20 protein-coding genes are annotated in these 22,029 nt (G+C 71.8%); 11 read left to right on the top strand and 9 right to left on the bottom strand.

Translation table 11 applies throughout. From position 1 onward, the window contains the following. Positions 1–160 precede the first annotated feature (160 nt). Both ctaC and COUCH_RS30260 read left to right on the top strand, forming a co-directional pair. On the top strand, positions 161–1,105 hold the full coding sequence (gene ctaC, locus COUCH_RS30265; RefSeq protein ID WP_430640835.1) for an aa3-type cytochrome oxidase subunit II: 945 nt from the start codon (positions 161–163) through the stop codon (positions 1,103–1,105). A gap of 9 nt (positions 1,106–1,114) precedes the next feature. Beyond that, positions 1,115–1,540 carry a cytochrome c oxidase subunit 4 gene (locus tag COUCH_RS30260; protein WP_249608608.1) on the top strand — a complete coding sequence of 142 codons (426 nt, stop codon included), beginning with the start codon at positions 1,115–1,117 and terminating at the stop codon, positions 1,538–1,540. A gap of 399 nt (positions 1,541–1,939) precedes the next feature. Here COUCH_RS30260 and COUCH_RS30255 read toward each other — a convergent pair whose 3' ends face one another. The 4 genes from COUCH_RS30255 to COUCH_RS30240 form a co-directional block, all read right to left on the bottom strand. Further along, a complete protein-coding gene (locus tag COUCH_RS30255; protein WP_249608607.1) occupies positions 1,940–2,146 on the bottom strand; it encodes a hypothetical protein in 207 nt (68 codons plus the stop codon). Between the two features lie 150 nt (positions 2,147–2,296). Further along, a complete protein-coding gene (trpD, locus tag COUCH_RS30250; RefSeq protein ID WP_249608606.1) occupies positions 2,297–3,358 on the bottom strand; it encodes an anthranilate phosphoribosyltransferase in 1,062 nt (353 codons plus the stop codon). 372 nt (positions 3,359–3,730) lie between these two features. Continuing rightward, on the bottom strand, positions 3,731–4,177 hold the full coding sequence (locus tag COUCH_RS30245; RefSeq protein ID WP_249608605.1) for a hypothetical protein: 447 nt from the start codon (positions 4,175–4,177) through the stop codon (positions 3,731–3,733). 221 nt (positions 4,178–4,398) lie between these two features. Further along, the gene (locus COUCH_RS30240; RefSeq protein ID WP_249608604.1) at positions 4,399–5,385 is read right to left on the bottom strand and encodes a cytochrome c oxidase assembly protein; all 987 of its coding nucleotides are present in this window, start codon (positions 5,383–5,385) and stop codon (positions 4,399–4,401) included. 106 nt (positions 5,386–5,491) lie between these two features. On the opposite strand from COUCH_RS30240, the gene ctaE reads away from it, so the two are divergent. Genes ctaE through qcrB form a run of 4 tightly spaced genes read left to right on the top strand, consistent with a single transcriptional unit; the run spans position 5,492 to position 9,713 of the window. Next, positions 5,492–6,088: an aa3-type cytochrome oxidase subunit III gene (gene ctaE / locus COUCH_RS30235; protein WP_199516111.1), complete on the top strand. Its 597-nt coding sequence runs from the start codon at positions 5,492–5,494 to the stop codon at positions 6,086–6,088. 51 nt (positions 6,089–6,139) lie between these two features. Next, positions 6,140–6,988, top strand: a complete 849-nt coding sequence (qcrC, locus tag COUCH_RS30230) for a cytochrome bc1 complex diheme cytochrome c subunit (RefSeq protein WP_249608603.1) — start codon at positions 6,140–6,142, stop codon at positions 6,986–6,988. Further along, positions 6,985–8,097, top strand: coding sequence for a cytochrome bc1 complex Rieske iron-sulfur subunit (gene qcrA, locus COUCH_RS30225; RefSeq protein WP_249608602.1), 1,113 nt, complete (start codon positions 6,985–6,987; stop codon positions 8,095–8,097). The genes qcrC and qcrA overlap by 4 nt, the downstream gene beginning before the upstream one ends. Further along, a complete protein-coding gene (gene qcrB, locus COUCH_RS30220) occupies positions 8,094–9,713 on the top strand; it encodes a cytochrome bc1 complex cytochrome b subunit (RefSeq protein ID WP_249608601.1) in 1,620 nt (539 codons plus the stop codon). Before qcrA ends, qcrB begins: the two co-directional genes overlap by 4 nt. Positions 9,714–9,773: 60 nt before the next feature. Here the strand turns inward: qcrB and COUCH_RS30215 are convergent, their stop codons facing one another. The 5 genes from COUCH_RS30215 to COUCH_RS30195 all read right to left on the bottom strand — a co-directional run bounded on the left by COUCH_RS30215 (position 9,774) and on the right by COUCH_RS30195 (position 15,353). Then, entirely contained in the window at positions 9,774–10,061 is a 288-nt protein-coding gene (locus COUCH_RS30215) for an Lrp/AsnC family transcriptional regulator (protein ID WP_199516107.1), read from the bottom strand. A gap of 136 nt (positions 10,062–10,197) precedes the next feature. Further along, a complete protein-coding gene (locus tag COUCH_RS30210; protein ID WP_249608600.1) occupies positions 10,198–11,028 on the bottom strand; it encodes a sugar phosphate nucleotidyltransferase in 831 nt (276 codons plus the stop codon). Continuing rightward, the gene (locus COUCH_RS30205) at positions 11,025–11,522 is read right to left on the bottom strand and encodes an NUDIX domain-containing protein (RefSeq protein WP_249613853.1); all 498 of its coding nucleotides are present in this window, start codon (positions 11,520–11,522) and stop codon (positions 11,025–11,027) included. Before COUCH_RS30205 ends, COUCH_RS30210 begins: the two co-directional genes overlap by 4 nt. Before the next feature lie 93 nt (positions 11,523–11,615). Beyond that, positions 11,616–13,394, bottom strand: coding sequence for a RelA/SpoT family protein (locus COUCH_RS30200; RefSeq protein ID WP_249608599.1), 1,779 nt, complete (start codon positions 13,392–13,394; stop codon positions 11,616–11,618). 159 nt (positions 13,395–13,553) lie between these two features. Beyond that, the gene (locus COUCH_RS30195; protein ID WP_249608598.1) at positions 13,554–15,353 is read right to left on the bottom strand and encodes a DEDD exonuclease domain-containing protein; all 1,800 of its coding nucleotides are present in this window, start codon (positions 15,351–15,353) and stop codon (positions 13,554–13,556) included. A 105-nt stretch (positions 15,354–15,458) separates the two neighbouring features. Between COUCH_RS30195 and COUCH_RS30190 the strand changes: the two genes are divergently transcribed. The 5 genes from COUCH_RS30190 to COUCH_RS30170 all read left to right on the top strand — a co-directional run bounded on the left by COUCH_RS30190 (position 15,459) and on the right by COUCH_RS30170 (position 21,980). Continuing rightward, on the top strand, positions 15,459–16,928 hold the full coding sequence (locus tag COUCH_RS30190) for an NYN domain-containing protein (RefSeq protein WP_249608597.1): 1,470 nt from the start codon (positions 15,459–15,461) through the stop codon (positions 16,926–16,928). Between the two features lie 176 nt (positions 16,929–17,104). After that, positions 17,105–17,260, top strand: coding sequence for a hypothetical protein (locus COUCH_RS30185; RefSeq protein ID WP_346015953.1), 156 nt, complete (start codon positions 17,105–17,107; stop codon positions 17,258–17,260). A gap of 177 nt (positions 17,261–17,437) precedes the next feature. Further along, a complete protein-coding gene (locus tag COUCH_RS30180; protein WP_249608595.1) occupies positions 17,438–18,694 on the top strand; it encodes a M48 family metallopeptidase in 1,257 nt (418 codons plus the stop codon). Next, positions 18,694–19,836, top strand: a complete 1,143-nt coding sequence (locus COUCH_RS30175) for a glycosyltransferase family 4 protein (protein WP_249608594.1) — start codon at positions 18,694–18,696, stop codon at positions 19,834–19,836. Before COUCH_RS30180 ends, COUCH_RS30175 begins: the two co-directional genes overlap by 1 nt. Positions 19,837–19,913: 77 nt before the next feature. Continuing rightward, the gene (locus COUCH_RS30170) at positions 19,914–21,980 is read left to right on the top strand and encodes an ABC transporter ATP-binding protein (RefSeq protein WP_249608593.1); all 2,067 of its coding nucleotides are present in this window, start codon (positions 19,914–19,916) and stop codon (positions 21,978–21,980) included. Positions 21,981–22,029: the final 49 nt, after the last annotated feature.

Here is a 22,029-nt window from a genome sequence, read left to right as displayed (position 1 = left end):
TATCGTCCACAGGATCAGGGGTATGCACGGCCGGGCGAAGATCCGACCCCCGGTAGCCGGGCGGCCGGGCCAGGTCGAGTAGTGTGCGACCGTCGGTGACACCTTGCCGCCGGTGTCCGGATTCGTCGCACCGGGCGGTGCTCTAGGGAGGCAGGAGCAGGTGGTCTCAAGGAGTTCGGTCGCACGGCCGCGCGTCGTACGGCTCGCCGGGCTCGGTGTCGGTGGTGCCATGCTGCTGGCCCTGCTGTCCGGCTGTTCCGCGAACGACATCGGTGACAAGCTCGGCGGCTTCGGCTGGCCGCGGCACGGCATCACCGAGCAGGCCCACACCATGTACGACCTCTGGGTCGCCGCGGTCATCGCGGCCCTGGTCGTCGGTTTCTTCGTGTGGGGCCTGATCTTCTGGTGCGTGATCCGCTACCGCAAGCGGGGCGACAGCCTGCCGGTGCAGACGCGGTTCAACATGCCGATGGAGGTCCTGTACACGGTCACCCCCGTACTGATCGTCGCCGTGCTGTTCTACTACACCGCGATCGTGCAGACCGATGTGGACAAGCTGTCGGCCAAGCCGGACCAGACCGTCGAGGTCGTCGCGTTCAAGTGGAACTGGCAGTTCAACTACCGGGACGCGCCCGGCCAGGACGCGAAGACGGTGGCCTCGACGCTCGGCTCGTCCGACGTCATCCCGCTGCTCGTGCTCCCGACCGGACGCAAGATCCGGTTCGAGGAGACCAGCCGGGACGTCATCCACTCGTTCTGGGTGCCGGAGATGCTGTTCAAGCGGGACGTGTTCCCCGGCAACACCCGCAACGTGTTCGAGGTGACGCTCGACAAGGAGGGCCGCTACGTCGGCCGCTGCGCCGAGCTCTGCGGCACGTACCACGCCTTCATGCAGTTCGAGCTGGTGGTGGTCTCGCCGGACAAGTTCGACAAGTTCCTCGCGGCGAAGCAGTCCGGGGCCAGCACGCAGGACGCGATGGGCGCGATCGGCTACACCGGCGACGAGCGGTTCGCCGTGACGACCCGCCCGTTCGACACCCGCCGCCACGGCCACTCGTGGAACCAGTCGGGCGACACCCCCAACACCGTCGCCGCAGGGAAGTAGGAGCACGCTGTGAAGACCGAATACAAGATCTTCGCGGGCGTCGCCGCCTTCCTCTTCGGCGCGGCCATCGTGTACGCCAGCTACACCAACGGCCAGGTCGGCCGCGTCGAGTGGGTCGGCACCGTCGCCCTGCTCCTGTCGGGCCTGCTCTGCTCGATGTGCGGCGGCTTCTTCTGGTTCGTCGCCCGCCGCATCGACCTGCGTCCGGAGGACCGCCCGGACGGCGAGATCGCCGACGCCGCGGGCGAGGTCGGCTTCTTCAGCCCGGGCAGCTACTGGCCGTTCGGCCTGGCACTGGCCGCGGCCATCGCCGCCCTGGGCCTGGTGTTCTGGCAGTGGTGGCTGATCATGGCCGGCCTGATCGCGGTGATCTTCGCCGCGTGCGGCCTGCTCTTCGAGTACTACTCGGGCAGCCGGCACCCCGCCGAGCACTGAACGAACGCACGAAGAAGGCTCGCACCCTGCGCAAGGGTGCGGGCCTTTCTCGTTGCCGTCTCCGGCCCGCTCAGCTCGCCGCTGCGGGCCGTATGAGGCTCGCCGGTTGCCTGCCCCGGGATGCGACGGCCGGCCGCCGCAGCGGCCCTCCGGGGCGGCGGGCCTGGCTCCGGCGGCTAAGCGCGAGGACCGGCTCAGCGGCTTTGGCGAAGGCCTGGCTCAGGCAGCCTCTGCTGCGGGCCTGGGTGAGGCGATTTCTGCGCGGGCCTGGGTGAGGCGATTTCTGCGCGGGCCTGGCTCAGGCGTCTTGTGCGCGCTCTGGCTCAGGCGGCTTCTACGCGGTCTGGTCCAGGGGGCGCTGCCCGGGACCAGCTCAGGCGGCTTTTTGTGCGGTCCGGCTCAGGCGGCCCGGCGCTGCAGCGGCGCTACGCGGTGGTTGTCCGGGCGCAGCCAGACGCGGACCTCCAGCGGCGCCAGGATCTCGGCGGCGTCGCAGCGGGTGCAGACCAGCTCGGGGCAGTCGGCGCCGTGCCCATCGGTGCACGGCGGCACTTCGAACGGCATCTCGGCGTCGCAGATGACGCAGCGCAGTTCACGGTCCTGCACGGGTGGCTCCTCTTCGTCGGAAGGTGGAATTACCCGAATGTCATTCAAACGTTGTCACGATGTCCCGGGCCACGGTTGGACGCGCCCCGGCGTGTCTCGCGTCCGCAAAAGGTCATACAACTGGCTTCCGGGGCGTATCGGTCGTACGCCTCAGGCCTCGGCGGACTTGGCGGCCTTCGCGGCCTCGACCCAGCGGCCGAGCAGGGCCGTGGCCGCGCCCGAGTCCACTGTCTCGGCGGCGCGCGCCAGGCCGGCGCGCATGGTGTCCTCGAAGGTGCCCGGGAAGCCGGCGTGGACGGCCAGCGCCGCCGCCGCGTTGACCAGCACCGCGTCACGCACCGGGCCCGGCTCGCCGGCGAACATCTTGAGCGCCGCGTCCGCGTTGAAAGCGGCGTCGCCGCCGCGCAGGTCACCGGGGTTGCTGCGGGGCACCCCGAAGGCGGTGGCGTCCACCACGGACTCGGTGACCGTGCCGTTGCTCACGATCCACACCCGGGTCGGCGCCGCGGTCGTGAACTCGTCCAGGCCGTCCTCGCCGCGCATCACCAGCGCCGAGTCGCCGCGGCGGGCGAAGACCTCCGCCATCACCGGGGCCATCCGCTGATCGAAACAGCCCACGGCTGCGTTGCGGGGCCGTGCCGGGTTGGTCAGCGGGCCCAGCACGTTGAAGAACGTCGGGTGGCCCAGCTCTCGCCGGGTGACCGCGGCGTGCCGCATCCCGGGGTGGAAGCGCGCCGCGAAGCAGAAGCCGATGCCGGCCTCCGACACGGTCCGCGCCACGCCCTGCGGCCCGAGGTCCAGCGGGATGCCGAAGTGTTCCAGCAGGTCGGCCGTGCCGCAGGCGGACGAGGCGGCGCGGTTGCCGTGCTTGACGACCTTGACGCCCGAGGCGGCCACGATGATCGCGGCCATCGTGGAGATGTTCACCGTGTGCGCCCGGTCGCCGCCGGTGCCCACCACGTCGACGGCGTCCGCCCGGACGTCGTCGGGCAGGTCGACGACGGTCGCGCTGGCGAGCATCGCGTCGACCAGGCCGGCCAGCTCGGTGGGCGTCTCACCCTTGGCCCGCAGCGCCACCGCGAAGCCGGCCACCTGGACCGGGGTGGCGTTGCCCGCCATGATCTCGCCCATGGCCCAGGCCGTGTCCTGCGCCGTCAACTCCTCGCCCCGCAGCAGGGCGCTCAGCAGGTTGGGCCAGGTAGGTGCGCCCATGAGGGCCTCCGGAAGGGCGAGGTGCGGGCGGGGGAGGGAGCGCGGGCCCCGGCGTCGGCGGCGGTGGCTCGCGGTGCCGGCAACCGATGCGCGACGGTGCCGGCGGATGGTGCGGAACGGTGCCGGCGGCCTGGGTGCGGCGGTTGCCGGCGGGCCGTGCGGAACGGTGCCGGCACGTCATTCGCAGCGGTGCCGGCGGGTGGTGGGGGAACGGTCGGTGCGCCAGTGATGCCGGGCGAGGCCCGGCCGGTGGCGCGGGGCCGGGTGCCGGGCGGCCGGCTCGGTCGGTCACCACGGGCCCGTGCGGGCCCGCGGGGGAACCGCCGGGGCGGCCGGCACCGGGCCGGCCGCGCGCCGATCCGCGGCCGCCGGTCAGCCCAGCGTGCCGAGGGTGCCGAGCGGGACCTGGCCGTTGCGGCGGGCCCGGAGCATGCCGGCCACCGACTGGCCCGTGGTGACCGGGTCCAGCGGGTAGAACAGCGTGTGGTCGACCTGGGCGTACGCGGCCAGCCACCGGTCCGCGGCGCGCGCGAGCACGACGCAGGTGGGCGGGGGGTCGGCGTACTCGTCCTTGGTCTGGCGGGCGATGCCGAGGCCGCCGGCCGGGGTCGCCTCGCCGTCGAGGACCATGAGGTCGATCTCGTAGTCGTCGAGCAGGCGCCGGCACTCCTCCCAGGTGGAGGCGTCCACGAACTCCACGGTCAGGTCGGCGGCGGGGCGTACGCCGATCGCCAGCCGGATCTTGTCGCGGACCGCGAGGTCGTCGCTGTACAGCAGGACCGTGTACTTGTCCGGCTTGGGCTTGCTGTCGTCGCTCATGATTAGAGGCCTTCAGTCCGGTCATGGGTGGCGGGCGGGGCGGTTGGACGGCTTCAGTCCGGTCATGGGTGGCGGGCGGGGCGGTTGGACGGCTTCAGTCCGGTCATGGGTGGCGGGCGGGGCGGTTGGACGGCTTCAGTCCGGTCCTGGGTGGCGGGTGGGGGCGGTCGGACGGGCCCGAATCCCACGCTTGTAGGTGCCCGCTGATCGTACCCAACCGGTCAGTCGGCGTCGGGCTGTGGTCGTACCGTCGGATTCTCGGTTGTGATCTTGCTCGCGGCCGGCGCGGCCTGCGCCCGGTCCTCGGCCTCCGCCCGGTCCAGCGCGCGGTCGATCCGCTTGGCCTCGCGTTCGGACTGCTTGATCCACTGCAGCACCAGGATGCCGAGCATGGTGACGCTGACGATCTCGCCGCCGGCCCAGAGGATGCCGCCCGCGGTGACCTGGTCCTGCTCCGGGTTCATCCAGCTCAGGTGCAGGTTCGGGTACCAGTCGCCGCCGAGCAGTGTCTTGCTCTGCATGATCGTCAGGCCCAGCACCGTGTGGAACGGCACCGAGAGCACCATGAGCAGGGCGCGGGCCGGGTACGGCCACCGGTTCGGCAGCGGGTCCAGGCCCAGCAACGGCCAGAAGAACAGACATCCCGTGACAATGAAGTGCACGTGGATGAACTCGTGCAGCCAGGCGTGCTCGAGGGTGGCGCGGTACAGCCCGGTGAAGTACAGGACGAACGGGTTCGCGATGAACAGACCGAACGCGACCAGCGGGAACGTCAGGACGCCGACGACCCGGCTGTGCAGGAACGCGAGCAGGACCTTGCGGTTCTTCAGCGGCAGGATCCGCAGCGCGAGCGTGACCGGGGCCCCGAGCGCCAGGAAGATCGGGCCCACCATGGACAGCACCATGTGTTGCACCATGTGCACGCTGATCAGGGTCGTGTCGTACGCCTCGATGCCGGTGACCGTGACCGCGGCGATGGACCCGAGGCCGCCCACGACGAACGCGACGGTGCGCCCGGCCGGCCAGTGGTCCCCGCGCTGTCTGAGCCGGTACACGCCGTACAGGTAGACGGCCGCCCCGACCAGCAGGAAGAGGGCGATCAGGCTGGTCAGCCGGATCTCGGTGAAGATCTGGGCGACGCTGAACGGCGGGGGAGCAGTATCCCCCGCCGCCACGACGGAGGAGGGCGATTCGGCGAGCTGCACCATTTGAGGCTAGGCCCACGGGGGTGCCGCGCGTTCTACCGGGCGGCGACACATGACGGATTGGGCCCCCCGCGACATGTTGAGGTGATCGCGGGGCAATAATGAGCCCGTGACAGCGGCAGCCATCGACAAGAGCCGGATCCACTCGCTGACCCGACCCAACATGGTCAGCGTGGGGACCATCGTGTGGCTCTCCAGCGAACTCATGTTCTTCGCGGCGTTGTTCGCCATGTACTTCGCCATCCGCGCGGCGGACTACAGCATGTGGGAGAAGCACACCGAGGTCCTCAAGATCCCGTACGCGACGACGTTCACGGTCATCCTGGTGCTGTCCTCGGTCACCTGCCAGCTCGGCGTCTTCGCGGCGGAGAAGGGTGACGTGTTCGCGCTGCGGCGCTGGTTCACGATCACCTTCGTCATGGGCCTGATCTTCGTGCTCGGCCAGGCGAACGAGTACCGCCACCTGGTCGAGGAGGGCGTGAAGATCAACGGTGACGGCTACGGGTCGATGTTCTACCTGACCACCGGGTTCCACGGCCTGCACGTCACGGGCGGTCTCATCGCCTTCATCGTCTACATGATCCGCACGACCATGGGCCGGTTCACGCCGGCGCAGGCCACCTCGGCGATCGTCGTGTCGTACTACTGGCACTTCGTCGACATCGTGTGGATCGCGCTGTTCGCCATGATCTATTGGCTGCAGTGAGCCTCGCCGCCGTCCGTGAGTTACAGGTCAAGACCCAGAGGGACACAACCCATGACTTCTGACACCCCCGCCGGACGGCGTCTCCGGGTGTTCAACCGGCGGCGGTCCGCGCCGAGCCGGGCGCGCCGGCGCTTCGGCGCCGCGGTCCGCATGGTCGCCGCCCTCGCGCTGGCCGGAGGCGTCTACACCGCCTTCGCGCCGGGTGCGCTCGCCGAGGACAACAAGCCGCTGTCCGCCGCCGCCCAGGAGGGCAAGGCGCTCTTCGACAACAGCTGCATCAGCTGCCACGGCCGCAACGCCGAGGGCGTCGAGGGTCGTGGACCGACGCTGATCGGCGTCGGCTCCGCCTCCGTGGAATTCCAGGTCGGCACCGGCCGCATGCCGATGACCCGCCAGGAGGCCCAGGCGGAGCGCAAGACGCCGCAGTTCAACCAGGACCAGGTCAAGCAGCTCGGCCAGTACATCCAGGAGATCGGCGGCGGCCCGCAGGTGCCCACCGGCTCGCTGACCGAGAACCTCGATCAGAACCCCGAGGCGCTGGCCCGCGGCGGCGAGCTCTTCCGGGTCAACTGCACCTCCTGCCACAGCTTCGGCGGCGCGGGCGGCGCGCTCTCCTCGGGCAAGTACGCGCCGAGCCTGCACGAGGCCACCGAGCAGGAGATCTACGCGGCCATGCTGACCGGCCCGCAGAACATGCCGGTGTTCGGGGACAACGAGATCACCCCGGATCAGAAGCGCGAGATCATCACGTACGTCACGCAGCAGCTCCAGCAGGACAAGGACCCGGGCGGCCTGTTCAACCTCGGCCGGTACGGTCCGGTCACCGAGGGCCTGGCCATCTTCCTGGTCGGCATCACCCTCCTGGTGTTCGCGGCGCTGTGGATTGCGGGGAAGTCATGACGGTGACCAAGGACGATCGGCACGGGCCCGGCCACAAGCCGGTCGACCTGAGCGATCCCCGGCTGTCGCGCTTCGAGATCGTCAAGGAAGGCGCGCGGCGCGACGACATCGAGATCGTCACGTACGAGTCGCAGTTCGCCGGCCCGAACACCAAGGCCGAGAAGCGCGTCGAGCGTGCCATCGCGCTGATGTTCCTGCTCGCCGGCCTCCTCGGCCTGGTCTTCCTGGCCGCCTACATCTGGTGGCCGTGGGAGTACAAGCTGGGCCACACGAACAGCGACTACTACACGCCGATCCTGGGCATCTCGCTCGGCCTGGCGCTGCTGGCGGTCGGCTTCGGCATCCTCTCCTGGGCCAAGAAGCTGCTGCCGCACGAGGTCTCGATCCAGGACCGCCACGAGGCGATGTCCAGCGACGAGGACCGGCAGATCACCGGCCAGACGATGCTCTTCACGGTCGACGAGCTGGGCGTCCAGCGCCGTCCGCTGCTCAAGGGCGCGGTCCTGCTGGGCCTGGCGCCGCTCGGCCTGGTCGCCGCCGCCCCGCTGGTCGGCGGTCTGATCAAGAGCCCGCACAAGCCCGACCGGGGCGAGAAGTCGCCGCTGTTCAACACCGGCTTCAACGCCGACCTCAACCAGGGCAAGCCGGTCCGGCTCACCCGTGAGGACGGCACCGCGGTCCGGCCCGAGGACGTCAGCGTCGGCGGCCAGATCACGGTCTTCCCGGGCATCCCCGGGGGCGCCACCAACGAGTTCGCCGACTCGCCGACCCTGCTGATCCACCTGCGCGCCGGTGACGCCGACGTGGCCCGCAAGGCCTCGGAGGGCGACGAACACAACAAGAATGCGATGTGGGGCAACTACGTCGCATACTCGAAGATCTGCACCCACGCCGGCTGCCCCGCCAGCCTGTACGAGCAGCAGACCAACCGGCTTCTCTGCCCGTGCCACCAGTCCCAGTTCCTCATCACGGAGAACGCCCGCCCCATCTTCGGACCGGCCAGCCGCCGCCTGCCCATGCTCCCCATCACGGTGGACGACGAGGGCTTCCTTGTGGCAGCGTCGGATTACCGCGAGACCATCGGGCCTGACTTCTGGGAGCGGCCGTGAAGCGCCGAAAGTTCGACCTGGCCTCCGTACCGGGCAAAGCTGCCAAGGGCGTCGACGAACGCCTTCAGGTCGCCACCCCGCTGCGTGGCCTCCTCAACAAGGTCTTCCCTGACCACTGGTCGTTCCTGCTCGGGGAGATCGCCCTCTTCTCCTTCATCGTGCTGCTGCTCAGCGGCGTGTTCCTGACGCTCTTCTTCGACCCGTCGATGAAGGAGATCGCGTACGACGGCGCCTACCCGGCCCTGCGGGGCGCGGAGATGTCCGCCGCGTACGAGTCCTCCCTGCGCCTGTCGTTCGAGGTGCGCGGCGGTCTGTTCATGCGGCAGATGCACCACTGGGCGGCGCTGCTGTTCATGGCGTCGATCGTGGTGCACATGGCGCGCGTCTTCTTCACCGGCGCGTTCCGCAAGCCGCGTGAGGCCAACTGGGCCATCGGCATCGCGCTGTTCCTGCTGGGCTTCCTGGCCGGCTTCACCGGCTACTCGCTCCCCGACGACGGCCTCTCCGGCACCGGCCTGCGGATCGCCTCGGCGATCATGCTGTCCATCCCGGTGGTGGGCACCTGGCTGTCCGCGTCGATCTTCGGCGGCGAGTTCCCCGGCGAGCTGATCATCGGGCGCTTCTACATCGCGCACGTGCTGCTCATCCCGGGCGGTCTGCTGGCGCTGATCAGCGTGCACCTGGGCCTGGTCTTCAAGCAGAAGCACACCCAGTGGCCCGGCCCCGGCCGGACCAACTCCAACGTGGTGGGCGAGCGCATGTTCCCGCGGTACGCGCTCAAGCAGGGCGGTTTCTTCATGACCGTCTTCGGCGTGATCTGCCTGCTCGCCGGCCTGTTCCAGATCAACCCGATCTGGCTGTTCGGGCCGTACCGGGCCTCCGAGGTCTCCTCGGCCAGCCAGCCCGACTGGTACGTCATGTTCATGGACGGCCTGGTCCGGCTCATGCCTGCCTGGCAGATCGACATCCCGATCGGCGACGGCTACGTGATCCCGCCGCTGTTCTGGCCCGCGGTGGTCGGCCTCGGTGCGCTGACCACGGTGCCCATGTTCTACCCCTGGATCGAGGCGCGGCGGACCAAGGACTACCGGTCGCACCACCTGCTCCAGCGGCCCCGGGACGCGCCCGAGCGCACCGGCCTGGGCGCGATGGCCCTCACGTTCTTCCTGATCGCGACCCTGTCCGGCGGCAACGACGTGATCGCCGACAAGTTCCACATCAGCCTGAACGCGATGACCTGGGCGGGCCGCATCGGCCTGGTGATCCTGCCGCCGCTGGCCTACTACCTGGCCGTACGCATCTGCCTGGGCCTGCAGCAGCACGACCGCGAGGTCCTGGCCCACGGCGCCGAGACGGGCATCATCAAGCGCCTGCCCAACGGCCAGTTCGTCGAGGTCCACCAGCCGCTCGGCCCGGTCGACGACCACGGCCACCCGCTGCCGCTGGACTACGCGGGCTGGGTCGTCCCGAAGAAGATGAACCGCCTCGGCGCCCTGGCGCCCGCGGTGAAGGGCTTCTTCTTCCCGGTCGAGAAGCCGGTCGAGGCCCCGGTCTCCCCGGCGGTCCCGCCGGTGGCCGGCCGCGACGAGCGCGAGGAGATCACCTCCGGGCGCTGAGCCTGCACGACGAGAAAAAGGGGGGCCCGGGATCGGGCCCCCCTTTTCCGTGTCCGTACGTCAGTCGGCGTCCGGCAGGCCGATCGCGAACGCGTCCTCCAGGTCGTGCCGCGAGTACGCCCGGAACGCGATGTGCGACTCGGTGTTCAGCACCCCCGGCGTCTTCGAGATCCGCCCGGCGATCACCTCGGCGATGTCGTCGAAGTGCGGCACCCGGACGATCGCGATGAGATCCACGTTCCCGGCGACCGAATACACCTCGCTGACCCCCGGCAGCGCCGCCAGCGCCTCGGCGACCTCGGGAATCGAGTCGGTAACGCAGTCGATGTGCACGATCGCGGTGTTCAAGGAAGGCTCCCTCGGGGTCGGCGTCGCGTTCATGCTAGCGAGGCCCGGAAGCCGCGAGCGGTGGAAGGGCGCCGCCGGCTGCGCCCGGCCGGGTGTGCGCCTCCGGGGCCTGGTCAGGCCGCTCGCCGTGAGGGGGTCAGGCCGCCGGGACCGTCATGTCCGCGCCCGCGCGGATCGCGTCGGTCAGGTCCTCGTCCACGGCCACCTCGGCACCCGGCCACACCACGCAGCGGGTGATCCGGCCTGCCACCGTGGCCCCCGCGCCGACCACCGACTCCTCGGCGTGGCCGGTCACGGTCGCGGCCGGGTCGGTCAGGCCGCGCGCGGCGTGGAGGTTGGCCGCCAGGTACGTCGCCGGGGTGCCCGTGTCGAGGTAGACGCCCTCGTACGGGATCAGCTCCAGGTCGCCGGCGGCTTCCGCGGGGCGCCACACCGTACGGACCAGGTCGGAGAACTCGGGGCTCAGGTCGCGGACGTACCGCCACGGCAGCAGCGAGAAGCCCGCGAACCGGCGGCCGCTGAACCCGCCTGTGTCGCCCGGCGGTACGGGCTTGGTGAGCATCCGTACGGTGTCGCCGTCCCAACCGTCCACGAGCGCCGCCACGTCTTCGCCGGGCTCGCGGTCCGGGTCGGCCAGGTACGCGTCGGCGTTGCCCACCAGCACGCCGCGGCCGTCGATCCAGCCGCGCAGCCGGCCGATCCCGCCGGAGGTGCCCACCGGGCCGTCGGGCTCCACGGAGAGATGGGCCCGTTCGCCGACGTGGGCGACGACCTGGCCGGTGAGGTACGCGGCGTTGACGGCGACCGTGGCCGGTCCGGTGAGGCCGAGGCCGGCGACCCGGGCCAGCGCGCGGTCCAGCAGCGGTACGTTGCCGACCGGGCAGAGGGCCTTCGGGACGAGCGCGGTGAGCGGGCGCAGCCGTTGACCCTCGCCGGCCGCCAGGATCACCGCCGCGAGGGCCGTCACGGCGTCTGCCGGGCCGCGCGGGGGCCGATGCCGTACACGCCGAGGACGATGGCCGTGTTGGGCGTCAGGTCGGGGAGCTCGTCGAGGGGGAACCACGCCGCCTCGAGCACCTCGCCGCCGTCGACGACGAGATCGGTGGACGACGCGGGGACCGTACCCATGAAGACGGTGTCGACCCAGCCCTTGGGGTGCACGATCGCGTTCGGGACGGCCGGGGTGAGGTCGTCCGGGTCGATCCGCACGCCGGACTCCTCGTGCAGCTCGCGGGCGGCGCCCACGGCTGGGGCCTCCGCCTTCTTCAGCAGGCCCGCGGGCAGGCCCCAGCGGCGGCCCGGCGGCTGGCGCAGCAGCAGGAGACGCCCCGGGTCGGCGGCCTCGGCGTCCCGGACGATGCAGACCGCGCCGACGAGGTACTTGGGCACGATGACCCGGACGATGCGCCGCCGGACCCCGTGCGGCAACCGGTAGAACGCCTGGTACGCGGCGCCACGCATCCGCCGGGGAAATTTCACGCCTCCAGGCTATCGGGACGCTCGATCCCGTTCGGCCGGGGTGGCCCGCTTCGGCCCGGGTCGCCGGTGGAGGGATCAGTCGGGGTGGTCGACCAGGGCGATGAGCTGCTCCACCACCTGGTCCGGCTCCAGATTGCGCTCGGTCACCGCCACCAGCATCGTCTCGAGGTCGGGGTAGCCGAGCTCCTCCGCGAGCCGGCGCAGCGGGACCTCGCTGGCCAGGCCGCGGTCGTGCTTGCGCAGCGTCAGGCCGATCGTCGCGCGGCCCAGCCGGACCTTGTCGGCGATGCTGATCCCCGGGGCGTTCTCCTCGGAGAAGTAGCGGTTGATCTGCATCTGGGCCTGCGTCGACTTGACGAAGCCGAGCCACTCCTTGCGGGGACCGCGCGGCGCCGCACCCGGCTCCACCTCGACCTGGCCGTCCGTCTCGGTGAAGATCTCCACGACGTCGCCGTCCTGGAGCTGCGAGCTCAGCGGCGCCAGCCGGCCGTTGATGGTCGCGGCGAGCGTCTGGTCGCCCTTGTCGGGGCTCAACTCGTACGCGAGGTCCACGGGGGTCGAGCCGGCCGGCAGCTCGATCATGCGGCCCTTGGCGAAGACGGTGATCTGGCCCTCGGCGAGGTCGCACCGCAGCGAGGCGAGGAACTGGCCGGCGTCCGTGGTGTCCTGCTCCCAGTCGAGCACCCGCTTCAGCCAGGTGAGCTGGTCGGTGCCCGGCAGCGACTCGGTGTCGGCCTTCGGGTAGCGGTAGCCGGTGGCGACGCCGTACTCCGCGCAGCGGTGCATCGACACCGTGCGGATCAGCACCTCGACCAGGCGCCCGTCCGGGCCGGTGACCGTGGTGTGCAGGGAGCGGTACAGGTTGTTCTTCGGCGAGGCGATGAAGTCCTTGAACCGGCCGGCGACGGGCCGCCACTGGCCGTGGATCGCGCCGAGCGCGGCGTAACAGTCGGTCTCCGGGCCGTCGACGATCACCGCGATGCGGGGCAGGTCGAACGGTACGGCGTGGCCGCCCGCGACCGTGTCCTTCCAGATCGAGTAGTAGTGCCGGGGGCGTACCCGCACCTCGGCGCTGACCCGCTGCCGGCGCAGGGCCGTGCGGGCCTGGCCGGAGACGGCGGCGAGGTATTCGTCCCAGCCGGGACGGTTGCGCACGTGCTCGTCGATGCGCTGGTACGAATCCGGCTCGAGGTGGTAGAGCACCACGTCGTCGAGGTCGCGTTTGAGGGCCTGGATGCCGAGCCGGTCGCAGAGCGGCACGAGCACGTCGAGCGTGGCGGTGGCGATGCGGGCGCGCGATGCGGGGGAGCGGGCGTCGAGCGTGCGCATGTTGTGCAGCCGGTCGGCCAGCTTGATGATCAGCACCCGGACGTCCTTGCCGGCCGCGATGATCATCTTGCGGATCGTCTCCGCCTCCGCGGCCTTGCCGTAGAACGCCTTGTCGAACTTGGTCACGCCGTCGACCAGGTGGGTCACCTCGGGGCCGAAGTCGCCGTGCAGCGTCTCCAGCGTGTAGCTGGTGTCCTCCACGGTGTCGTGCAGCAGCGCCGCGACCAGCGTGGTCGTGTCCATCCCCAGCTCGGCGCAGATCTGCGCGACGGCGAGCGGATGGGTGATGTACGGGTCGCCGCTCTTGCGGAACTGCCCGCGGTGCATGTTCTCCGCCACGGCGTAGCTGCGGCGCAGGACGCCGGCGTCGGCCGAGGGATGGATCGCGCGGTGGGTCCGGGTCAGCGTGGTCACCGGGTCGTCGTCGTTGCCCTGGAAGCTGAGGAACGACCGCAGCCGCTGGGAGAGGGGCGCGGTCGGCAGGGCACGTCCAAGGGCGGCGCCGTGGCCGGCGTCGACGTCCACTCGGACACCCCCTCACGCTCGACCCGCACCATTCGACCTGCACAACTCGGCCGGCACAACTGGACCTGCACAACTGGACCTGCACAACTGGACCTGCACAACTGGACCTGCACCGTACGCGCGGAAGCCACCGATTTCTCGGCTTTGCAGCCGCGTGCCCTACAGCCTAAGCGAGCGAGCGTCGTCCGAACGGTCAGTTACCGATGAGCGAACGGAGGAGTCTCTTCTCGACGCGGCGGCCTCCGCCCTGGTGAGAAGCCTAGTGAACCGCGCTGCGCCACGCGCGGGTGACACCCAGTCCCCGGAAGTTTCCACCAGCCGGGTGTCCGGACGCTCGAGCCACGCGAGAATGCGCTCCGTCTCCTCGGCCGAGGCCGCCGGGACCGGTCCCGGCCCCGGAAGGACCGTCTCGGCCGTCGCCCGCGCGAGATCCAGGGTCGGGCGGGGATGCAGGCGCGGCGGTGACGTCGCCGCGGCCGCCAGGCGGCCGTGCCGGACCACGACGATCTCCCATCCGTACGCGTCGTTGCGCCGCGCCGCCACCAGCTCGCCGAGCCGGGTCAGCGCCCCCAGCCGCTGCATGCGGACGGTGGCGCGCAGCAGCGCGATGAGCCGCGACCGGATGACCGCCGCCTCCTCGTAACGCTGCCGCTCCGACAGCCCCTCGATCCTCGCGAGAAGCGCCTCGACCAGGGGCTCCGGGTCGCCGTGGGTCGCCGTGCGAAAGGGCAGCGCGGCTCTCGCCGCGTACTCCTCGGCGGAGATCTTGTGCTCGCAGGGTGCCGGGCACCGCCCGAGCTCGGCCAGCGCGCAGGCCGGCGTGACCGTGCGCGGGGAGAGCTTGTGCGTGCACTGGCGCACCGGCAGGGCGTCGTAGACCCCCGCCGCGGCCAGCTCGGCGGTGCGCCGCGACGAGAACGGCCCCAGATAGGCCGCGCCGTCGTCGGCGAGCTGGCGGACCACCGAGAGCCGCGGGTATGCCTCCGTGGTCAGTTTCAGCCAGACGACGCGCTCCGGATACTTCGACCGGCGGTTGTACGGCGGCGCGTGCGCAGCGATGAGCCGCAGCTCACGCACCTCCGCCTCCAGCGAATGGGCGCACTCCACGGCCTCCACCCGGGTGGCGGCGGCGATCATCTCGGACATGCGGGCGCGCTTCTCGCTCGCGGTGAAGTAGCTGCGGACCCGGGTGGCGATGTCGACCGACGTGCCCACGTAGAGCGGCCGGTCGTCGGCGGCCCGGAACACGTAGACGCCCGGGGCGTGCGGCAGGTCGTCGGCGAGATGCCGCTTGCGGCGCTGCGCCGGGGTGACCGCCTTGGCGAACTCCACCGCGTCACCCAGCGTGTGCACCTTGTAGCTGCCCAGCCGCTCGATCAGGCCGTGCAGCACGTCGACCGTGGCCTTCGCGTCGTCGAGCGCCCGGTGCGTGGGCTGCACGGCGGCCCGGAAGAACTGCGCGAGCGTGCCCAGCTTGCGGTTGGGCACCTCGTCGCGGGTCAGCGCCCGCCGGGCCAGCGCCGCGGTGTCCAGCACCCGCACCTGCGGCCACTGGTATCCGTGCCGGGCACAGGCCGCCTTGAGGAAACCGACGTCGTACGGCGCGTTGTGGGCGACCAGGACCGCCCCGCGCAGGAACTCCAGCAGGCTCGGCAGCACGACCTCGATCGGCGGCGCCGGGGCCAGCATCGCCTCGGTGATGCCGGTCAGCACGGTGATGAACGGCGGGATGCGCTCACCCGGGTTGACCAGGGTGCCGAAGACGCCGAGCTCCTCGCCGCCGCGCACCTTGACGGCCCCGATCTCGGTGATGCCCCCGCCGTCGGGGGCGCCGCCCGTCGTCTCCAGGTCGAGGACCACGAACGTCGTGTCCCGCAGGGACAGCGCCGCCGGATCGACGGAGCCGTCGGCGCTCAGGAGGGTGTCCAGAGTGCCCTGCACGTATGCCGGATGTACCACGGCGGGCAGATTAGAGGCGGGGTACGACAATCTCGGGGCCGGTGCGGTGAAAACATCACTTGCTTCGACAAGCTTTTCCGCTGCCCACGGTGGGAGAATGGAAAAATGTCCGGGCCGTACGAGCACGACGACCGCCCCTCTGCGGAGGTGGCGGCGGTCGGCGCGGACTCGATGGAGCCCGCAGACGTCTCGGCGGCGGAGTCCGGAGACGTCTCGGTGGCTGAGTCCGGTGATGTGCCGGCGGCTGAGCCGGGTGCGGAGGACGGGGGGCAGCCCGAGCCCACGCTGCCCGAGCCGGTCCGGCAGCGGATCACCGTCCTCACCGCGGCCGCGCTGCCCGGGCTGCCCAATGACGAGATCCCGGTCGCGCTGCGCCGGGTCGCACGCTTCGCCCCCAACCGGCGGGCCCGCCTCGGCGGCCAGGCGCTCGCCGCCCAGCTCGCCGCCGACCCGCTGTTCCGGCAGCGGATCGGGGGCCGCGTCGTCGCCGAGGCCGGTGACCTGGGCGCGGCCGTCGCCGGCGGCATGGCCCCCGCGGCCGCCGACCCGGTCGAGGTGGCCGCGCTCGCGTACCTGGCCCGGCCCGCCGGATGGCGCGAGCTGATCGACGCGGCCGGGGAGTCGGTGCGCGCCGAGGCCGACAGCGCCGCCGTGGCGAACCTCGTCCGCGATGCCGAGCAGCGTGCCGCCCGCGCCGAACACGACCGGGCGGTCGCGCGGGTCGAGGCCGACAAGCTCCGGGACGAGCTTGCCCGCGTACGCGAAGAACTCGGGCAGTTGCGGGAGGAAGCCCGCACGACCGCTCGCGCGCTGCGCGAGTCGCAGGCGGCTCACAAGCGGACCAGCGATCTGCTGGCCACCGAGAAGGGCCGCGCGGCCAAGGTGGCCGCGGACCACGATGCCGAGGTACGCCGGCTCCGCACGCGCCTGGCCGAGGCGGAGGCGGCGGCTGCGTCGGGCAAGCAGAGCGCGAAGGACGCCCGCGCGGCCGACGACGCCCGCCTCTGGCTCCTGCTGGAGACGATCGGGCAGGCCGCTTCCGGGCTGCGCCGCGAGCTGGCGATCGGCCCCGCGGACAAGCGGCCGGCGGACTTCGTGGCGGACGCGTCCGCGGACCGTCCCGGTGGCCACGAGCGTTCCCACCCGCGCGCGCAGGACACCGACGATCCCGGCCGCCTCGACCAGCTGCTCGCCCTGCCGCGCGCGCACCTGATCGTGGACGGGTACAACGTGACCAAGCGCGGTTTCGCCGACATGTCGTTGGAGCAGCAGCGCAAACGCCTGATCACGGGGCTGGGCGGCATCGCGGCGCAGACCGGCGACGAGGTCACGGTCGTCTTCGACGGCGCGGAACGGGTCCACGGCCTGCCGCCGTCGCCGCGCGGCGTCCGCGTGCTCTTCTCGCGTAAGGGCGACACCGCCGACGAGCTCATCCGCCAGCTCGTCCGGGCGGAACCCGCGGGCCGCCCGCTGGTGGTCATCTCCTCGGACCGCGAGGTCGCCGACGGGGTACGCCGGCACGGGGCGTACCCGATGGGAGCTGACTCACTTCTGCGCCGGCTCGCCCGCGGCTGATTTTTGTCATACCCCTCGCATAGCGTGATTGTCACCGATGGTGGTCGGTCCGCGACAAGCTCTTCCCCCCGAGATCGCGGCCGGGCCACCGTCGGCACGAGGAGGAAGTGATGATCATCGACTGCGGCCGCTGCCCCGGTAGGGGACGCGGATGCGAGGGATGCCTGATCAAGGCGATGGCGGAGACGCCGGAGGGCATCACCGACCTGACCCCGGGCGAGCTGCGCGCGATCGAGATGTTCGAGCAGGCCGGCTTCGACGTGGAGCTCCTGGCGACGCCGGAGCCGCCGGTCTCGGTGCCGCTCTTCCGCCGGCACGGCCACGTGGCGTGATCATGAGCGGGTTTCCGGGTGGTGGCCGGCGGGCCGGGCGGTGGTTCCGGAGAGGCCGGATGTGATCACTGCGAGTGGTCGGTGGCTCGGCTCGGGCGGTGGCGGGGTCGGCCGTGGGACACGCCCTAGGATGGGCGATCACGGCTGTCGGTGACGGAGCGGGACGGAGGCGGGCGGGTGACGCCTCGGTGGTGGGCTGCTTGCACGTTGGGTGTGCTGCTGGTCGGGCTGGTCGTCTACGCCGCGGTGGCGATTCCGTGGCATCGGCCGCCGGCTCCCCGCGCCGATCAGGTTGCCGCGCTCGGGCTGCTACCCGCCGACAAGGTCGCCCGGGCCCGGGAGTTTCATTCCGCTCTGCGGCCCGCCTCGTACGGGGGGATGGCCGTGGGGCTGGTCGCCGCGCTGGTGCTCGGGTTCACGCCGCTGGGCGCGCGGCTGGTCACGCTGGTGGGGCGGCCGTTCGGTGACCATTGGATCGCTCGTGCCGTCCTGGGCGGCCTCGTGGTGGTGCTCGTCGTCGAGGTGCTGACCCTGCCGTTCGCCGCGTGGCGGCACACCATCGTCGTCCGGTACGGGATCTCCACCCAGACGTGGGGTGGCTGGGCCGTCGACCTCGCCAAGTCGTACGCGGTGGGGGCCGTCCTCGGTGGTCTGGCGTTGCTAGGGTTCTTCACCGTGACCCGGCTGGCGCCGCGATGGTGGTGGGCGTTCGGGGCGGCCGGGGCGGCGGCGCTGGTGATTCTGCTGTCGTTCGTGCTGCCCGTCGTGGTCGAGCCGATCTTCAACAAGTTCACGCCGATGGCCGCCGGTCCCCTGCGGACCGAGTTGTTGCAGGTGGCGGCGCGGGACGGCGTACCCGTGAAGGATGTGCTCGTCGCCGACGCGTCGCGGCGGACCCGGGCGGTGAACGCCTACGTCTCCGGGTTCGGTCCCACCCGGCGGATCGTCGTGTACGACACGATGCTGACCGAGGCGACGCCCGACGAGGTGGTGTCCGTGGCCGCGCACGAGCTGGGCCACGCGAAACGCAACGACGTGCTCACCGGGACGATCATCGGGGCGCTGGGCGCGGCCGCCTCCGTCATCGCGCTGTACCTGCTCGGGTCGCTGGGGTGGCTGCTGCGGTGGGCCGGCGTCGACTCGATGGGCGAACCCCGGGCGATCGCGCTGCTCCTCGCCCTGATGACGCTGGCCGGGCTGGTCGGCGGGCCGGTGCAGGCGCTCGTCTCCCGGCGGGTCGAGGCGCGCGCCGACGCCCACGCGCTGGAGCTGACCCGCGACCCCGCCACGTTCGAGGCGATGCAGCGCCGCCTCGGGACCGTGAACCTGTCCGATCCCGACCCGCCGGCCTGGGAGTACGTCATGTCCGCCTCGCACCCGTCCACCGTGGAACGCATCGCCGCGGCCCGCGCCTACGCCCGCGGTGAGCGCTGATGGCCCGTACGTTGCTCGTCACCAACGACTTCCCGCCGCGGCCCGGTGGGATCCAGCAGTTCGTGCACAACCTGGCCGTGCGGCAGCCCGCCGGCTCCGTCGTCGTGTACGCGTCGACGTGGCGCGGGGCGGAGAAGTTCGATGCCGAGCAGCCGTTCGAGGTGGTACGCGAGCCGACCGGGGTGCTGCTGCCCACCCCGGCGGTGGCCCGGCGCGCCGCCGAGCTCGCCCGGTCGTACGGATGCGACAGCGTGTGGTTCGGTGCCGCCGCGCCGCTGGGGTTGCTGGCGGACGGGCTGCGCCGGCGGGCCGGGATCGAGCGGGCGGTCGCGCTGACCCACGGGCACGAGATCGGCTGGGCCGCCCTGCCCGGTGCCCGGCAACTGCTGCGCCGCCTCGCGCGCGGCAACGACGTCGTGACCTACCTGACCGAGTTCCAGCGCGTACGGCTGGACCGCGCGCTGCACGGCCTCACCGCGCTGGAACGGCTCACGCCGGGCGTGGACGTGGACGCGTACCACCCGGACGTGGACGGCTCCGAGGTGCGGGCCCGGCACGGCCTCAGTGACCGTCCCGTGGTCGTGTGCGTGTCCCGGCTCGTGGCGCGCAAGGGCCAGGACATGCTGATCCGCGCGCTGCCGGAGATCCGGCGCCGGGTGCCCGGGGCGGCGCTGCTGATCGTCGGCGGTGGCCCGTACCGCAAAAAGCTCGAAGCCCTGGCCCGGGCCGAGGGTGTCGCGGCCGACGTGGTCTTCACCGGCTCGGTCGCGTGGGAGGAGTTGCCGGCGCACTATGCGGCGGGTGACGTCTACGCGATGCCGTGCCGCACGCGCAGCGGCGGACTCGACGTCGAAGGCCTGGGCATCGTCTATCTGGAGGCGTCCGCGACCGGTCTGCCGGTGCTGGCCGGGGACTCGGGTGGGGCGCCCGACGCGGTGCGCGAGGGCGAGACCGGGTACGTGGTCGGCGGCCGCGACGTGCCGGCGATCGCCGGGCGGCTGGCCGGGCTGCTGTCCGATCCGGAGCTGGCGCGGCGGATGGGCGCGGCGGGCCGGACGTGGGTGGAGCAGGAGTGGCGCTGGGAGACGAAGGCGGCGCGCCTGGCTCAGCTGCTGTCTCCCGCGGCGGGTGGTCGAGCGTGAATGAGTCCGGGCACGCATAGACGCGCGTCGTGACGGCGGGTAGGAACGGCTGAGAGCCCTCGGGACGGGAGCCGTTGATGCAGGACGCCACCCGGCAGGACGCGGACCTCACCGGCGGAGCTGACGACCCGGTGGGCGGCCCGCCCGCTGAGAGCGCCGGGCCGCCCGGTGAGTCCGCCGGGCCGCCCGCTGAGTCCGCCGGCCCGCCCGCTGACAGCGCCGGCGGCCGTGAGCGGGCGGTGGAGGGTACCGGCGGTGAAGGGGCGACGGACATCGCCGGCGAGGGTAACGATCTCGCCCTGCCGTACTGGCTGACCAGCACCGAGGAGGCCGCCAACACCAGCTTCAGCCGGATGTTCAAGCGGCTGCCGCGGCTGCTGCGGTCCGCGTGGTCACTGGCGTGGCGGGCCGGCCCCGGCAGCACCGCCGCCGTCGTCGTGTTCCAGGTGCTCGGTGGTTTCGCCAGCGCCGCCGGGCTGATCAGTGTCGTCGGGGTGTTCGACGGGCTGCTGCGGGAAGGGCCGACGCCTGAACGGGTGCGGGCCGCCATACCGTCGCTGCTTCTGCTCGTCGGGGCCGTCGCCCTGCGCGGCGCCCTGGCGTCGGCGGCTGCCGCGGCGAACGGGCGGTTGACGCCCAAGGTCTTCCAGGCGGCGGAGATGCAGCTGCTGGAGCTCACCACCGGCGTCGGCCTGTCCACGTTCGACGATCCGGGCTGGCGCGACGCCATGGAACGGGCCCGGGACCGGGGCATCAACGCCGCCGAGATGCTCGTGGACCGGGCCATCGAGCTGGGTACGAACCTCATCGGACTGGCCGCCGCCGCGGGGGTGCTCGCCGTGCTGCATCCCGTGCTGCTGCCGCTGCTCGTGCTCGCCGTCGTACCGATCGCGTGGGCCGCGGTGCGCTCGGCCCGGCTCGGATACCGGCAGATGCTGCGGTTCATCGCGGTGTGGCGGCGGCAGCGGATGCTCGCCGAGCTGCTCGCCGCGCGTGAGTCCGCCCCGGAGCTGCGGGCCTTCACGGTACGCGAGTTCCTGCTGGCGGAGATCAAGCGGTTGCTCGCGGCGGCGACGCTGCAGGAGATCCGGCTGTCCGAGCGGCGCGTGCGTACCACGCTGGTGGGCAACCCGCTCAGCGGGCTCGCCACCGGGCTCACGTACGCGGTGCTGCTGTGGCTGCTGTGGACCGGCCGGATGGATCTCGCCGCCGGAGGCGCCGCCGCGTACGCGATCAACATGGGGATCGGGAAGCTGACCGAACTCGCCTACAGCGCCAACCGGGTCTTCGAACAGGGTCTCTACTTCGCCGACTTCGAGGGCTTCTGTGAGCTCTCGCGCGAGCGGCGGGAGGCGTTCACGGGCCGCAGCGCCCCCACCGGCTTCGCCGAGATCCGCCTCGACGACGTGACGTTCAGCTACCCGGACGCGGAGCGGCCCGCCGTACGCGACGTCAGCATGACCCTGCGCCGCGGCGAGATCGTCGCCCTCGTCGGCGAGAACGGGTCCGGCAAGTCCACCCTGGCCGGGCTGCTCGCGGGCCTCTACCGCCCGCAGGCCGGCCACATCCGCTGGGACGACCGCGACCTCAGCGACTTCGACCCCGAATCCGTGCGCCGGCGCGTGGCGGTGGTCATGCAGGAACCGACCCGCTGGCCGTTCTCGGCCCGGACCAACATCACGATCGGACGGTACGACAGCAGCGCCGCGATGCTACAGGTCGAGGCGGCAGCCCGGGCCGGCGACGCCCACGAGTTCGTGATGGAGCTGCCCCGCGAGTACGAGACCCTGCTGTCCCGCCACTTCACCGACGGCGCCGACCTGTCGGGCGGGCAGTGGCAGCGCCTGGCCGTGAGCCGCTCGTTCTTCCGCGACGCGCCGCTGCTCATCTGCGACGAACCCACCGCGAACCTCGACGCCCGCGCCGAGCACGACGTGTACCTGCGGCTGCGGGAGCTGGCAGCCGGCCGTACCGTCGTGCTGATCACGCACCGGATGGCGAGCGTGCGGGAGGCGGACCGGATCTACGTGCTCGACCACGGGAAGCTGGTCGAGGAGGGGGATCACCGGTCGCTGATGGCCCGGGACGGGATCTACGCGCAGCTGTTCACGCTGCAGGCGAGCGCGTACCAGCCGGCGCCGTGAGCCGCGTCGCAGGTCGTGGAGGGCGGCGGGGGCGCGTGCCAGAGTGGGA

Origin of the sequence: Couchioplanes caeruleus, from assembly GCF_023499255.1 — a bacterium.
Lineage (GTDB): Bacteria > Actinomycetota > Actinomycetes > Mycobacteriales > Micromonosporaceae > Actinoplanes > Actinoplanes caeruleus_A.
Note: the sequence above shows the minus strand (reverse complement) of the source record. Positions and strands in the feature narration are given on the sequence as shown.

What these genes read in the sequence shown, in the direction of transcription:
- trpD (WP_249608606.1), bottom strand. Translation starts at nt 3,358, where the DNA reads ATGGGCGCACCTACCTGGCCCAACCTGCTGAGCGCCCTGCTGCGGGGC.
- COUCH_RS30245 (WP_249608605.1), bottom strand. Translation starts at nt 4,177, where the DNA reads ATGAGCGACGACAGCAAGCCCAAGCCGGACAAGTACACGGTCCTGCTG.
- COUCH_RS30240 (WP_249608604.1), bottom strand. Translation starts at nt 5,385, where the DNA reads ATGGTGCAGCTCGCCGAATCGCCCTCCTCCGTCGTGGCGGCGGGGGAT.
- qcrC (WP_249608603.1), top strand. Translation starts at nt 6,140, where the DNA reads ATGACTTCTGACACCCCCGCCGGACGGCGTCTCCGGGTGTTCAACCGG.
- qcrA (WP_249608602.1), top strand. Translation starts at nt 6,985, where the DNA reads ATGACGGTGACCAAGGACGATCGGCACGGGCCCGGCCACAAGCCGGTC.
- COUCH_RS30205 (WP_249613853.1), bottom strand. Translation starts at nt 11,522, where the DNA reads ATGCGTGGCGCCGCGTACCAGGCGTTCTACCGGTTGCCGCACGGGGTC.
- COUCH_RS30190 (WP_249608597.1), top strand. Translation starts at nt 15,459, where the DNA reads ATGTCCGGGCCGTACGAGCACGACGACCGCCCCTCTGCGGAGGTGGCG.
- COUCH_RS30185 (WP_346015953.1), top strand. Translation starts at nt 17,105, where the DNA reads ATGGCGGAGACGCCGGAGGGCATCACCGACCTGACCCCGGGCGAGCTG.
- COUCH_RS30175 (WP_249608594.1), top strand. Translation starts at nt 18,694, where the DNA reads ATGGCCCGTACGTTGCTCGTCACCAACGACTTCCCGCCGCGGCCCGGT.
- COUCH_RS30170 (WP_249608593.1), top strand. Translation starts at nt 19,914, where the DNA reads ATGCAGGACGCCACCCGGCAGGACGCGGACCTCACCGGCGGAGCTGAC.